This is a genomic window from Minwuia sp. IMCC3060 (genome assembly GCF_029909435.1).
Lineage (GTDB): Bacteria > Pseudomonadota > Alphaproteobacteria > Minwuiales > Minwuiaceae > Minwuia.
This window is the reverse complement of sequence record NZ_CP123782.1, coordinates 2416824-2430440: the sequence shown is the minus strand read 5'-3', so window position 1 is coordinate 2430440 and position 13617 is coordinate 2416824. Positions and strand designations below refer to the sequence as shown.

Genomic DNA, 13617 nt, shown 5'->3' with positions numbered 1-13617 from the left:
GCGAGAAACATGGACAATCCGGCCGGGAACCGCCGTCGCGTCTATCTGATGCGTCATGGTGATGTGCGCTATTACAACGACAGGGGGGAACGCGTCGCGGACCCGGATCTGGTGCCGCTGACGGAGCGGGGACAGGACCAGGCCCGGATGATGGGTGAACTGCTGGCGGATACCCATTTCGACCTAGCCTATTGCACAGGTCTGCTGCGGACGCGACAGACGGCGGAGGGGGCGCTGGGCGGGCGTTCGGATCCGAGCCTGCAGGTCGCCCCGGACCTGCGGGAGATCAAGTCGGGCGCCACCGATCTGATGACCCGGTCGGAGGCCATTGACGAGTTCGTCTATTCGATGGAGCACGCCGCGAAACCCGGTGCGCGTTTCGCGCGTGGCGAGGCCTATGCCGATTTCTACGCCCGCGTGACAAAGGGAATCGAGGAAGTGCTGCTGCAGGATGGCTGGAAGACCATGCTGATCGTCGCGCATGGCGGCACGAACCGGGCCATCCTGTCATGGCTGACCGGGGGCGGGCTGGCGACCATGTATGCCTATGAACAGGATACGGCGGCGCTGAACATCTTCGACGTCGATGTGGTCGATCACGCGATCCGCCGACGCTACCTGCGTCTGCTGAACTATCGCCCGGACGACGTGCTGAAGGCGGAGGACTGGCGCACCACGCTGGAGCGCACGTTTGCCCAGCGGAAGCCGGACTGATCCGGAGCGGAAAGGAGCCGCCGCACGGCGGCTTCTATCCCGTCCGGTTCGTGACTATGCTTGCGTCATGTTGAAGAGAAGCCGCTCCACGGGGAAGGAAACCGCCCGATGAATGCTCCGGTGAAACTGGCCTATTCGGCCTGTCCGCATGACTGTCCCTCCACCTGTGCGCTGGAGGTCGAGGTTCTGACGCCGGAGCGTATCGGCCGGGTTCGTGGCGCGAAGGACAACAGCTATACCGATGGCGTCATCTGCGCCAAGGTCGCGCGCTATGCGGAGCGGGTGCACCATCCCGACCGGCTGATGCACCCCTTGATCCGTACCGGCCCCAAGGGATCGGGACAGTTCCGCCAGGCGACGTGGGACGAGGCCATGACGATGGTCGTCGAGGGGCTGCAGGCGGCGGAGCGGGACTTCGGCGCCGAGTCGGTCTGGCCATATTTCTATGCGGGAACCATGGGGCTGGTGATGCGGGACGGCATCAACCGTCTGCGCCACGCCAAGCGCTACAGCCGCATGCACGCCACCTTCTGCACCACCATGGCGTTCGCGGGCTATATCACCGGCACGGGGAAACTGGCCGGCGCGGACCCCCGCGAGATGGCGAAGTCCGACTGCGTGGTGATCTGGGGCACCAACCCGGTGAACACCCAGGTCAACGTCATGACCCACGCCATGAAGGCGCGGAAGGAGCGGGGTGCGAAGATCGTCGCCATCGACATCTACCGCAACGGGACCATCGAACAGGCCGACATGGGGCTGGTGCTGCGCCCGGGCAGCGATGGCGCGCTGGCCTGCGCGGTGATGCATGTCCTGTTCAGGGATGGCCATGCCGATCGCGACTACATGGCGAAGTACACCGATGATCCGGCAGGGCTGGAGGCGCATCTGCAGGACAGGACGCCGGAATGGGCCGCCGGTATCACGGGTCTGACCGTGGAGGAGATCGAGGCATTTGCCGCGCTGGTCGGCACCACACCGAAGACATTCTTCCGCCTCGGCTATGGTTTCACGCGCGGGCGCAACGGCGCGGTGAACATGCATGCGGCACTCTGCATCCCGGCGGTGACAGGGGCCTGGCAGCATGAGGGCGGCGGCGCGTTTCACAACAATGGCGCGATCTATCACTGGAACCGGGAACTGATCGAGGGGCTGGACGTGGTCGGGCGCAGCACCCGCATTCTCGACCAGTCGCGTATCGGCCCGATCCTGATGGGCGACAAGCGCGACCTGGGGGACGGTCCGCCGGTGAAGGCGCTGTTCATCCAGAACACCAATCCGATGATGGTGGCCCCGGAACTGGCCAAGGTGCACGCGGGATTCGCGCGCGAAGACCTTTTCACGGTGGTGCATGAGCAGTTCATGACCGACACGGCGAAGATGGCCGATGTCGTGTTGCCCGCCACCATGTTCCTGGAGCATACGGACCTCTATCAGGGCGGTGGGCACCAGCACATCCTGCTGGGCCCGAAGGCCATCGATGTGCCGGGAGAGTGCCGGTCGAACCATGACGTGATCTGCGATCTGGCGAAGCGGCTGGGGGCCGAGCATCGCGGCTTCGACATGTCGGTGGAGGAGATCATCGACTGGACGCTGCAGGCCTCCGGCTGGCCTGACTTCGAGACCCTGAAGAACAGCCGCTGGATCGATGTGCAGCCGGAGTTCCGGGAGGCCCATTACCTCGACGGTTTCGGCCATGCGGATGGCAAGTTCCACTTCTCGGCCAACTGGTCCGGCAATGCGCCGCAGGGCTTTGGCCCGAATGGTGCCCCGGACAGCATGCCGACCTTCCCGGACTACTGGGGACGGGAAGACAAGGCGACGGATGCCTATCCGTTCCGCATGGGCACCAGCCCGGCGCGCAGCTTCCTCAATTCCTCCTTCACCGAGACCCCGGGCTCGAAGAAGCGCGAGGTCCGTCCGACAGTGAAGCTCAACCCGAAGGACGCGGAGAAACTGGGTGTGGTGGCCGGTGATCTGGTGCGCCTGAGCAATGCCAACGGTGCCACGCGGGTACATGCAGAACCCTTCGAGGGTGTGCAGCAGGGGATCGTCATCGTCGAGTCCGTCTGGCCCAACGATGCCTTCGTCGACGGCATCGGCATCAACGTCCTGACCAGCGCCGATCCCGGTGCGCCTGTGGGCGGCGGCCTGTTCCATGATACCGCCGTCAATATCGAGAAGGCGTAGGCGCGGCCATGCATTTCGATTTCGGAGATTTCATCAAGCGCTGGGTGATCGCGCTGGTTCTGGTCTTCGCGACCTACAATCCGACTCCCTGGTCCTATGTGACCTGGGTTCTGCGCGATCTGACCGCAGAGCTGCCCTACAAGGCACTGGCCGGGGTGGTGCTGTTCATCGCCTATGTCATCTTCCTGCGCGCTACCTGGCGCTCCATCGGCGGGTTCGGCATCATGCTGGTGGTGGCGCTGTTCGGGGCCCTGTTCTGGGTGCTTGCCGACCTGCGGCTGCTGGACACGGGGAACCGGGATCTGGTGACCTGGCTGATCCTGACGGTCGCGGCCACGGTCCTGGGTATCGGCGTCAGCTGGAGCCATGTGCGCCGCCGTATCTCCGGCCAGGCGGATGTGGACGACGTCGAGGCCTGAGCCGGGGAGCCCATCGTGCAGCGCCGGTGCTGAAAGGCTGCGTACCCGTATCAGATACGGGTGCGGCGTCAGTCGATCTCCACCGGCATGTCCAGCAGGATGAAGGACCAGCTCTTGCCGTGCCCGTCGAGATTCAGGGAGCCATTCACTCCGCCATCAAGGGCGCTGGTGAGGATGAAGTTCAGGCCGTGCAGATGAGGCATTTCATGACGTGTGACGGTGCCATCGACCTGTGAGCCGAAGTGCTGTTTCAAGGCTTCGGCGGTGATCTGCTGTCGCACGGTCTCGAAGTCTGCTGGGTCGTTGACCCAGAGCGAGATGTTGGAGGTGTCGCCCTTGTCGCCGGCACGGGCGTGGGCGATCTCCCGCAGTTGGACTGTCCGGCTCATGTCCGCAGCACCTCCACCCGTGTCGGCACGTCGGCTCTGGGCAGGAAGGCGTCGTGGGTGACGATCGACGGCGTGATGCGCCCCCTGAAACCGCCGCCACCGGCAGGACCGGCGCAAAGCAGTGACTCCACCTCCCACAAGACCGCCTCCGCCCGTTCGCGGTCGCGGAAGCGGCCCGCCACCCGCAGCCGCACATCGGTGTCCGCGCGCTCTGAGCCATAGTCCGCGTGAGCGTGCAGGGACCGCACGCCGATCAGGTCGCAGCGCAGATCCTCGGTCACCCCATGCACCCGGCGCAGGCGGGTTTCGGTGATCTCCGCCGCCAGCCGCGCCCGGTCGACCGCGCCGCGCCCGGCGTAGGAAATCTCGCCCTCCGCCAGCAGGCCGCCATCGAAGGCGACAGTGACCTTCAGCGTCTCCGGACGTGCGGTGCCGGAGGCGTCGCGCAGGCCCACCCGGTCTGCGCCCTGATCGATGACCTGCACGGCACTGAAATCCGCGGTGACATCGGGGGTGAGGTAGCGGGCGGGATCATGCACCTCGTAAAGCAACTGCTCCTTCACCGTGGCCATGGTGACCATGCCGCCTGCCTGCGGCAGCTTGGTGATGGTGACTGTGCCGTCTGCCGTGACCTCGGCGATGGGATAGCCGACGAAGGCCAGGTCGGGGACGTCCTTGTGGCCCGGGTCGGCGAAATAGCCGCCGGTGATCTGGGCCCCGCACTCCATCAGATGCCCGGTCAGTATGCCTGCCCCCAGCAGCGGCCAGTCGTCCGCCGACCAGCCGAAGCGGTGGCGCAGCAGCGCCAGGAACATCGACGGATCCGCCAGCCGCCCGCCGATGACCAGGCTGGCATCGGTTTCCAGTGCAGGCAGGATCGCGTCGGCACCGATGTAGGCATTGGCTCCGATCAGGGTCCGGTCAATATCCCCGACCGTACAGCCGGAGTGGGGCAGGGGTGTATCCGGGGTGATGCGATCAGTCACGTCGTCACCCAGCACCACGGCCACGATCTGCCCGTCCAGCCCCGCGTTCCGGGCAACACCCTGCGCCGCACGTCCGGCAGCCACCGGGTTTGCAGCACCCATGTTGGTGACGATGCGGCAGCCGCTGGCGGCGGTCAGCGGCCAGACCGCCCGCAACCGGGTTTCCAGCAGACTGTTGTAGCCCTTCGCCGGATCGGCGCGGCGGTCGCGATGACCGAACGCCAGCGTGCGTTCCCCCACGCATTCGAAGACCAGCGCATCGAGTGCACCGTCGCGCGCGAGATCGACCGCCGGGTCGAGCCGGTCCGCGGAGAACCCGGCACCACCGCCAATCCTGAACGTGGAGGTCACATCAGTTGACCTGCTTGGTCTTGCCTTCCCAGTAAGGCTTGCGCAGGTCCGTCTTCAGGATCTTGCCGGCACCGGAAAGCGGCATCGGTTCGGTGCGGAAGGAGACGGAGCGCGGGCACTTGTAGTTGGCGATCAGGGCGTGGCAGTGGGCGATGATCCCGGCCTCATCCACCGTTTCACCCTCCTGCAGGCGGACGATGGCATGAACCCGCTCGCCCCACTTGTCGTCAGGCACGCCGATGACAGCGCATTCGACCACGGACGGGTGCTGATAGATCGCGTTCTCCACCTCGGCCGAATAGACATTCTCGCCGCCGGAGATGATCATGTCCTTCACCCGGTCGACGACGAAGACGAACCCGTCCTCGTCCATCGTGCCGCCGTCGCCGGTATGGATCCAGCCGTCGCGGATGGTCTGCGCGGTCAGGTCCGGCTTGTTCCAGTAACCCTGCATGACGTTCGGGCCCTTGGCGCAGATCTCGCCGACCTCGCCGCGCGGCACCTCGTTGCCATCCGCGTCCAGAATGATCAGTTCGACACCGATGGTGGCGCGACCGACCGACTTGGCAAGATGAGCATCCGGGCCGTCAAAGTCGTGATAGCGCGGCTTCAGCAGGGTCAGCAGGGGGGAGCATTCCGTCTGGCCATAGGCATGGTAGAACCCGACATTGGGCATCAGTTCCATCGCCTTGCGCACCACCGCCTCCGGCATCGGGGACGCGCCGTAGAGAATGCCCCGCAGCTTGGAGATGTCCCGTTTCGTCACGTCGGGGTGGTTGACGACCATGTTCATCATGGTGGGCACGAACAGGGTGTTGGTGACCCGATACTTCTCCAGTGCCTCCAGCGCTGCCGCCGGTTCGAACTTCGGGATGAAGCAGTGACCGGCGCCCAGCACCGTCGCGCCGAAGGTCGCGGTGCCGTCCGCCAGATGGAACATCGGACCGGCATGCAGGTACATCATGTCGGCGCTGAATTCCATGTCGTGAATCACGTGCATGGCGTTGGAGACCAGGTTGCGGTGGCTCAGCATGACACCCTTCGACACGCCGGTGGTGCCGCCGGTATAGAACAGGCCTGCCAGATCCTCGCCACTGCGGCCGGCGTCTTCCGCCGGTTCATTCTCCTGAATCAGGGTCTCGTAGTGCAGCAGACCCTCGGGCGCGGCACCGTCACCCACATAGATGATGTGCTGCACGCTAGGCATCTTGCCCTGCAGCTTCGGCAGATAGGGCAGGAAGTCGTCGTCGATGAACAGGATCTGGCTGCCGGAATCGCTGATCCAGTACTCCACCTCCGGCGGCGCCAGTCGCGTGTTGATCGGCACGAAGACACCGCCCGACCACGGCACCGCGAAGAAGTATTCGAGATAACGGTCGGAGTTGTTGGCCAGGATCGCCACCCGGTCCCCCGGCGTGACCCCCAGGCCCTGCAGCCCGGCGGCCAGGCGGCTGATGCGGTTCTGGAATCCGGTCCAGTCCTGCGACCGCTCCCCGAAGGTTGTCGCGACCGCGTTGCGTGTAATCTGGGCGTTGCGTCGAATGAACTGCGTCAGAGCCATCTGCATCGGACCATATCCTCCCCGTCTGAATTCGCGGGAAGTCTAAGGTCAAAACACGTGGCCGCAACCCACGGCTTTCGCTGGTCAAGCGTGCCTGGATGTCAAACCGGCTGGAAGAAGGTGATCAGGTTGCCTTCGTGGTCCAGGACGGCAAATTCCAATGCCCCGTAGTCGGCACGTTTCAATGGCCCGTTGGGATGAACGATATCGTGCTCCCGGCAGGCGGCGTGGAGCGTTTCGATCTCCGTCACTTCGATACGGCAGCTTGCGGTGCCGGCGAGAAAGGACTCCGCACCGGAGATGATCGGATCGATGTTCGTGCGTTCCTTCCAGCGCCGGTCATCGGCCAGCCAGAGTTGCAGCAAGACGCTGTTGCGGGACAGCAGCGCAAAGCCCGGGCCCTTTGCCACCGGCGCAAAGCCGAGCTTTTTCTCATAGAAGGACACGGCTCGGTCGATGTCCTGAACCGGGAACGCAGGGGTTGCCGACACGAACTCGGACATACCCGAACCCCGCCGCCCCGCTGCCTCAGGCCGCCGATTTGCGCCTGCGCGTCGTCGATCCCTTGGCTTTCGGCTTCGCGGGTTTCTTCGGCGTACCCGACTTCGACCCGCGCCGGGCCAGTATGTCGGCCAGGTAGCGCCCGGTGTAGCTCTCCTTGACGGTTGCCACTTCCTCCGGCGTGCCGACACCGACGACATAGCCGCCGCCGTCACCGCCTTCGGGGCCGATGTCAACGACCCAGTCGGCGGTCTTGATGACCTCCAGATTATGCTCGATCACGATCACCGAATTACCGGAATCGACCAGGGCGTGCAGCACTTCCAGCAGCTTGCGCACATCCTCGAAATGCAGGCCAGTGGTCGGCTCGTCGAGGATGTAGAGCGTGCGGCCGGTGGCGCGCTTGGCCAGTTCCTTGGCCAGCTTCACCCGCTGTGCCTCGCCGCCCGACAGGGTGGTCGCAGGCTGCCCGACCTTGATGTAGCCGAGGCCGACCTGCATCAGGGTGTCCATCTTTTCCCGCACGGACGGCACGGCGGTGAAGAATTCCTGTGCTTCCTCCACCGTCATGTCGAGCACGTCGGAGATCGACTTGTTCTTGAACTTGATCTCCAGCGTTTCACGGTTGTAGCGCTTGCCCTTGCAGACGTCGCACTGGACGTAGACGTCCGGCAGGAAATGCATCTCGATCTTGATCAGGCCGTCGCCCTGGCAGGCCTCGCAGCGCCCGCCCTTGACGTTGAAGGAGAAACGGCCGGCCTTGTAGCCGCGCGCCTTGGCCTCCGGCAGGCCGGTGTACCAGTCCCGGATTGGTCCGAAGGCCCCGGTGTACGTCGCCGGGTTGGACCGTGGCGTGCGCCCGATGGGGGACTGGTCGATGTCGATGATCTTGTCCAGCCACTCCAGCCCGTCGATCCGCTCATGCGGGGCAGGGCCGGCCTTGGCATTGTGCAGCCGCCGCGCCACGGCCTTGTAGAGTGTCTCGATGGTCAGCGTCGACTTGCCCGATCCGGAAACGCCGGTGATGCAGGTGAAGGTGCCGAGCGGCAGGGTCACATTGACGTTGCGCAGGTTGTTGCCGCTGGCGCCGACGATGCGGATGAACCGGTCGCGATAGCCCTCCCGCCGTTTCGCCGGGACCGGCACCTGCTTCATGCCGGAGAGATACTGGCCGGTGATGCTCTTCGGGGCCTGCATCACCTTCTCCGGCGTGCCTTCCGCGATCAGTTCCCCGCCATGCATGCCTGCCAGCGGGCCGATGTCGATGACATGGTCGGCGGCCATGATGGCCTCCTCGTCATGCTCCACCACGATCACGGTATTGCCCAGGTCGCGCAGGTTCTTCAGCGTTTCCAGCAGGCGCGCGTTGTCGCGCTGGTGCAGCCCGATCGACGGTTCGTCGAGCACATAGAGCACGCCGGTCAGGCCCGACCCGATCTGGGAGGCGAGGCGGATGCGCTGGCTCTCGCCGCCCGACAGGGTGCCGGAGTTGCGCGAGAGGGTCAGATACTCCAGCCCGACATTGACCAGAAAGCCCAGACGCTCGTTGATTTCCTTCAGGATGCGACCGGCGATTTCCTGCTGCTTCGGCGTCAGCTTGCTGTTCAGGGCGTTGAACCAGTTGGCGGCTTCCAGGATGGAGAACCTGGCCGCGTGGCCGGCGTGAATGCCGTCGATCTTCACCGCCAGAGCTTCCGGTTTCAGGCGATGCCCCTCGCAGACCGAACAATGGGTAACCGCCTGGAAATGCTCGATCTCCTCCCGCATCCGCGCGGAATCGGTTTCCTTCCAGCGCCGTTCCAGGTTCCGCACCACACCTTCGAAGCTCTTGTTGGTGCTGTAGCTCCGCATGCCGTCGTCGTAGGTGAATTCGATGGTTTCATCGCCGGAACCGAACAGCAGCACGTCCTGCACGTTCTTCGGCAGTTCCTCCCAGGGCGTGCTCGACGACTGGCGGTAGTGGCGCAGGATGCTGTCCAGGGTCTGCAGGTAATAGGGACTGGTTGTCCTGGACCAGGGGGCAATCGCGCCGCCACGCACCGTCAGGGTCGTGTCGGGCACCACCAGGTCGGGATCGACATACATCTCCGTCCCCAGCCCGTCACAGGCCGGGCAGGCTCCGAAGGGATTGTTGAAGGAGAACAGGCGCGGTTCGATCTCGTCGATGGTGAAACCGGAAACCGGGCAGGCGAACTTGGCGGAGAAGATCGTCCGCTCGCCATCATCCGCATTTTCCGTCACCGCGATGCCGTCGGTCAGCGCCAGCGCCGTCTCCAGCGAATCGGCCAGGCGGGTGGCGATGTCGTCGCGCACCACGACGCGGTCCACCACCACGTCGATGTCATGTTTCAGCTTCTTGTCCAGCGTCGGCATGTCGTCGAGTTCGTACAGCTCGCCGTCCACCTTCACGCGCTGGAAGCCCTGTTTGCGCAGGTCACGGAACTCCTTGCGGTACTCGCCCTTGCGCCCGCGCACGATGGGGGCCAGCAGGTACAGCCGCGTCCCCTCCGGCATCGCCATGATGCGGTCAACCATCTGGCTGATGGTCTGGCTCTCGATGGGCAGGCCGGTGGCGGGGGAGTAGGGGATGCCGACCCGCGCCCACAGCAGGCGCATGTAGTCGTAGATCTCCGTCACCGTGCCGACGGTCGAGCGGGGGTTCTTCGACGTGGTCTTCTGCTCGATGGAGATCGCGGGGCTCAACCCCTCGATGCTGTCCATGTCGGGCTTCTGCATCAGTTCCAGGAACTGCCGCGCATAGGCGGACAGGCTCTCGACATAGCGCCGCTGCCCCTCCGCATAGATCGTGTCGAACGCCAGTGACGACTTGCCGGACCCGGACAGGCCGGTGATCACGACCAGCTGGTCGCGGGGGATATCGACGTCGATACCCTTCAGATTATGTTCCCGCGCCCCACGGACGCTGATCATCTTCTGCATCTACAAACCACCATTCCGGGGGAAGCGCCTGGCAGGGGCTGGGTCGCCCGTGCATTTCCTGAAACAGGAACATAGGGTGCACGCACCCCCAAGGCGAGTCCCCTGACGTCGCAGCCAGACTCTTCTGGCGACTCCCGAACCGCAGCGGCTATAAGGGCATGAATGGTTCGTGGCCTGTTCCATCCCTCTCCCCCTCCCGGCCACCCACGCAAGTATCCTGAAATGGGTGGGCGGGAGGGGGAGAGGGATGGAACAGGCAGACACAATATTTCGACGGAGCGGGGACATGGCAGGCAGCGTCAACAAGGTCATTCTGGTCGGCAATCTGGGGGCGGACCCGGAGGTGCGGCGGATGCCGGACGGCAATCCGGTGGTGAACCTGCGCATCGCGACCTCGGAGACCTGGCGCGACCGCAACAGCGGCGAACGCCGGGAGCGTACCGAGTGGCACCGCGTCGTGATCTTCAACGAGAACCTGGCCAAGGTCGCCGAGCAGTACCTGCGCAAGGGTGCCAAGGTGTTCATCGAAGGCCAGATCCAGACCCGCAAGTGGACCGACCAGCAGGGCCAGGACAAGTACAGCACCGAGATCGTGCTCAACCGCTTCCGCGGCGACCTGCAGATGCTCGACAGCCGCGGTGAAGGTGGCGGCGGTGGCGGCAGCTATGGCGGCGGTTCCGGTGGGGGCGGCGGCTACGGTGGTGGTTCCGGCGGCGGCGGCTCACGCGGCGGCAATGACCGTGGCGGCGACGATTTCGGTGGCGGCGGCAGCGACCTGGACGACGAGATCCCGTTCTGATCAGGCGGTCCGGGTGGCCATTGCGCCTCCCCGATTGACGACATTCGCAGTTGGGCATAGGGATAGCGCCCGGTCGGGCGGGTGATCCCGGCCAGGGGTCGTGCGCGCTGACGCGCGGCCCGTGCTGGGTGGAGGAGATTTGACGTGAGCCAGGCAAAGACGCTGTTCGACAAGATCTGGGATGCGCATGTCGTGGAGACGCGCGATGACGGGTCGGCGATCCTGTATATCGACCGGCACCTGGTGCATGAGGTCACCAGCCCGCAGGCGTTCGAGGGGCTGCGCAACACCGGGCGCAAGGTACGTCGGCCGGATGCGACCCTGGCCGTGGCCGACCACAACGTGCCCACCACCGATCGCTCCGCCGGTATCGCCGACGAGGAAAGCCGCATCCAGGTCGAGACGCTGGAGAAGAACTGCGCCGAATTCGGCGTGCCCTACTTCGGCATGGACGACATCCGCCAGGGCATCGTCCACATCATCGGGCCGGAGCAGGGCTTCACCCTGCCGGGCATGACCATTGTCTGTGGTGACAGCCACACCGCGACCCATGGCGCCTTCGGTGCGCTGGCCTTCGGCATCGGCACGTCGGAAGTGGAGCATGTGCTTGCCACCCAGTGCCTGCTGCAGCAGAAGTCGAAGAACATGCTGGTGAAGATCGAGGGCGATCTGAACCCAGGCGTCACCGCCAAGGATCTGGTGCTGGCCGTGATCGGCGTCGTCGGCACGGCGGGCGGCACGGGCTATGTCATCGAATATGCCGGTTCGGCCATCCGCGACCTGTCGATGGAAGGCCGCATGACCGTCTGCAACATGTCGATCGAGGCAGGCGCGCGCGCCGGTCTGATCGCCGCCGACGAGAAGACGTTCGACTACGTGAAGGGCAGGGCCATGGCGCCGAAGGCCGGTGGTTTCGAGCAGGCGGTGGAATACTGGAAGACCATGGTCTCCGACGAGGGCGCGCACTACGACAAGGTCATCGAACTGACCGCCGCCGACATCACGCCGCATGTCACCTGGGGCACCAGCCCCCAGGACGTGGCCCCGATCACCGCGCGGGTTCCCGACCCGGCGGATATCGAGGATGAGATCAAGCGCGACTCGCTGGTCCGGGCGCTGGCCTACATGGGCCTGCAGCCGGGTGTTAAGCTGACCGATGTGACCATCGACAAGGTCTTCATCGGATCCTGCACCAATGGCCGGATCGAGGATCTGCGCGCCGCCGCCGCCGTGGCGAAGGGGCGCAAGGTTGCCGCCAACGTGCATGCCATGATCGTTCCCGGCTCCGGCCTGGTGAAGGAGCAGGCGGAGCAGGAAGGGCTGGACAAGATCTTTGTCGAGGCCGGCTTCGACTGGCGGGAGCCGGGCTGCTCCATGTGCCTGGCGATGAACGCCGACCGGCTGGAACCGGGCGAGCGCTGCGCCTCCACCTCCAACCGCAACTTCGAGGGCCGTCAGGGGCGTGGCGGGCGCACCCATCTGGTCAGCCCCGGCATGGCAGCCGCAGCCGCGATCGCCGGCAAGCTGGCGGATGTGCGCGACCTCTGAGACTGTTTCATTCCTCGCCGATGACCTGGCAGGTTTGCCTGCGGGGGGCAGAACTGTGCAGGGCTGCCCCGACTGTCTGCTGTCCGACGTCTGTCACAATCCGCCCCTAGGTTCGGCCCTCGCCAGGATGCGGTATTGGCCGCATTGGTGAATTTCACATCTTCCAGGGGGATGAATCCATGAGACGTTTCGTGCTGGCGACAATGCTCGCCGTCGGACTGGGTGCAGGTGTGGCGGAGGCCGCTTCCGGCAAGCTGGTTGTCTATACATCGCAGCCCAACAAGGATGCCCAGCAGACCATGGACGTGTTCATGGCCGCCAACCCGGGCGTGGAAGTCGAGTGGGTCCGTGACGGCACCACCAAGATGATGGCGAAGCTGCGCGCGGAGTTCGCCGCCGGTGCGCCGCAGCCCGACATCCTGCTGATTGCCGACATGGTGACCATGGAAGGGCTGAAGCGGGAAGGCCGCCTGATGGCCCATTCCGGCGCGGATGTGGCCGCCTATGATCCGGCGCTGATGGACAAGGATCGTTTCTACTTCTCCACCAAGCTGATCACGACCGGCATCATGTACAACACCAGTGCACCGATGGTGCCTGAGTCGTACAAGGATCTGCTGAAACCGGAAGCGAAGGACCGCATTGCCATGCCGTCGCCGCTGACCTCCGGTGCTGCGACGATCCACATGGCCGCGCTGACCGCCAATCCCGACCTGGGCTGGGGCTATTACCAGGGACTGGCTGACCAGGGCGCCAACCCGAAGGGCGGCAACGGCGGCACATACAAGGCCATCGCCGGTGGCGAGAAGCTGTATGGTTTCGTCGTGGACTTCCTGCCGATCCGCAACAGGCTGCAGGGTGCGCCGGTCGCGTTCGTCTTCCCTAAGGAAGGTGTCTCTGCGGTGACCGAGCCGGTCGCGATCCTGTCCACGGCGAAGAATCCCGAAGCAGCAAAGGCCTTCGTCGATTTCCTGCTTTCACCGGCAGGCCAGCAGATGGCCGCGGACCAGGGCTACCTGGCGGCCCATCCCGCGATTGCACCGCCCGAGGGCTTCCCGGCCCGTGACCAGATCAGGCTGATGGACTTCGATCCTTCCGACGCGCTTGAGAATGCTGATCGCTATCGCCTGAAGTTCGAGGATATCTTCGGCGGGTGAGCCTTGACCTGAGACCGAGAGTTCCCGGCGTGTCACGTCCGGGCCAACAGAACCGGAGCGGC

General features: G+C 64.9%; 11 protein-coding genes. 6 read left to right on the top strand and 5 right to left on the bottom strand.

Features of this window, described 5'->3' with window-relative positions; translation table 11 throughout:
- The first annotated feature begins 9 nt into the window (after positions 1 to 9).
- The 3 genes from QGV54_RS11430 to QGV54_RS11420 all read left to right on the top strand — a co-directional run bounded on the left by QGV54_RS11430 (position 10) and on the right by QGV54_RS11420 (position 3323).
- On the top strand, positions 10 to 714 hold the full coding sequence (locus tag QGV54_RS11430) for a histidine phosphatase family protein (protein WP_281016710.1): 705 nt from the start codon (positions 10 to 12) through the stop codon (positions 712 to 714).
- 108 nt (positions 715 to 822) lie between these two features.
- Positions 823 to 2904, top strand: coding sequence for a molybdopterin-dependent oxidoreductase (locus tag QGV54_RS11425; protein WP_281016711.1), 2082 nt, complete (start codon positions 823 to 825; stop codon positions 2902 to 2904).
- Positions 2905 to 2912: 8 nt separating this feature from the next.
- Complete coding sequence (locus QGV54_RS11420; protein WP_281016712.1) at positions 2913 to 3323, top strand: DUF6524 family protein; 411 nt, start codon at positions 2913 to 2915, stop codon at positions 3321 to 3323.
- 68 nt (positions 3324 to 3391) lie between these two features.
- Here the strand turns inward: QGV54_RS11420 and QGV54_RS11415 are convergent, their stop codons facing one another.
- From QGV54_RS11415 to uvrA, 5 genes are all read right to left on the bottom strand, one after another.
- On the bottom strand, positions 3392 to 3712 hold the full coding sequence (locus tag QGV54_RS11415; RefSeq protein ID WP_281016713.1) for a hypothetical protein: 321 nt from the start codon (positions 3710 to 3712) through the stop codon (positions 3392 to 3394).
- Positions 3709 to 5049, bottom strand: coding sequence for an acyclic terpene utilization AtuA family protein (locus QGV54_RS11410; protein WP_281016714.1), 1341 nt, complete (start codon positions 5047 to 5049; stop codon positions 3709 to 3711). The genes QGV54_RS11415 and QGV54_RS11410 overlap by 4 nt, the downstream gene beginning before the upstream one ends.
- A gap of 1 nt (position 5050) precedes the next feature.
- Entirely contained in the window at positions 5051 to 6616 is a 1566-nt protein-coding gene (locus tag QGV54_RS11405) for a long-chain-fatty-acid--CoA ligase (protein WP_281016715.1), read from the bottom strand.
- Positions 6617 to 6711: 95 nt separating this feature from the next.
- Complete coding sequence (locus tag QGV54_RS11400; RefSeq protein WP_348638755.1) at positions 6712 to 7056, bottom strand: VOC family protein; 345 nt, start codon at positions 7054 to 7056, stop codon at positions 6712 to 6714.
- A gap of 82 nt (positions 7057 to 7138) precedes the next feature.
- Positions 7139 to 10051: an excinuclease ABC subunit UvrA gene (gene uvrA / locus QGV54_RS11395; protein ID WP_281016717.1), complete on the bottom strand. Its 2913-nt coding sequence runs from the start codon at positions 10049 to 10051 to the stop codon at positions 7139 to 7141.
- Between the two features lie 286 nt (positions 10052 to 10337).
- On the opposite strand from uvrA, the gene QGV54_RS11390 reads away from it, so the two are divergent.
- The 3 genes from QGV54_RS11390 (at position 10338) to QGV54_RS11380 (ending at position 13555) form a co-directional block, all read left to right on the top strand.
- Positions 10338 to 10850 (top strand): single-stranded DNA-binding protein, encoded by a 513-nt coding sequence (locus QGV54_RS11390; RefSeq protein WP_281016718.1) that lies wholly within the window; start codon positions 10338 to 10340, stop codon positions 10848 to 10850.
- A gap of 144 nt (positions 10851 to 10994) precedes the next feature.
- On the top strand, positions 10995 to 12398 hold the full coding sequence (leuC, locus tag QGV54_RS11385) for a 3-isopropylmalate dehydratase large subunit (protein WP_281016719.1): 1404 nt from the start codon (positions 10995 to 10997) through the stop codon (positions 12396 to 12398).
- A gap of 179 nt (positions 12399 to 12577) precedes the next feature.
- A complete protein-coding gene (locus QGV54_RS11380; RefSeq protein ID WP_281016720.1) occupies positions 12578 to 13555 on the top strand; it encodes an ABC transporter substrate-binding protein in 978 nt (325 codons plus the stop codon).
- Positions 13556 to 13617 lie beyond the last annotated feature (62 nt).

What these genes read in the sequence shown, in the direction of transcription:
- QGV54_RS11430 (WP_281016710.1), top strand. Translation starts at nt 10, where the DNA reads ATGGACAATCCGGCCGGGAACCGCCGTCGCGTCTATCTGATGCGTCAT.
- QGV54_RS11425 (WP_281016711.1), top strand. Translation starts at nt 823, where the DNA reads ATGAATGCTCCGGTGAAACTGGCCTATTCGGCCTGTCCGCATGACTGT.
- QGV54_RS11420 (WP_281016712.1), top strand. Translation starts at nt 2,913, where the DNA reads ATGCATTTCGATTTCGGAGATTTCATCAAGCGCTGGGTGATCGCGCTG.
- QGV54_RS11415 (WP_281016713.1), bottom strand. Translation starts at nt 3,712, where the DNA reads ATGAGCCGGACAGTCCAACTGCGGGAGATCGCCCACGCCCGTGCCGGC.
- QGV54_RS11405 (WP_281016715.1), bottom strand. Translation starts at nt 6,616, where the DNA reads ATGCAGATGGCTCTGACGCAGTTCATTCGACGCAACGCCCAGATTACA.
- uvrA (WP_281016717.1), bottom strand. Translation starts at nt 10,051, where the DNA reads ATGCAGAAGATGATCAGCGTCCGTGGGGCGCGGGAACATAATCTGAAG.
- QGV54_RS11390 (WP_281016718.1), top strand. Translation starts at nt 10,338, where the DNA reads ATGGCAGGCAGCGTCAACAAGGTCATTCTGGTCGGCAATCTGGGGGCG.
- QGV54_RS11380 (WP_281016720.1), top strand. Translation starts at nt 12,578, where the DNA reads ATGAGACGTTTCGTGCTGGCGACAATGCTCGCCGTCGGACTGGGTGCA.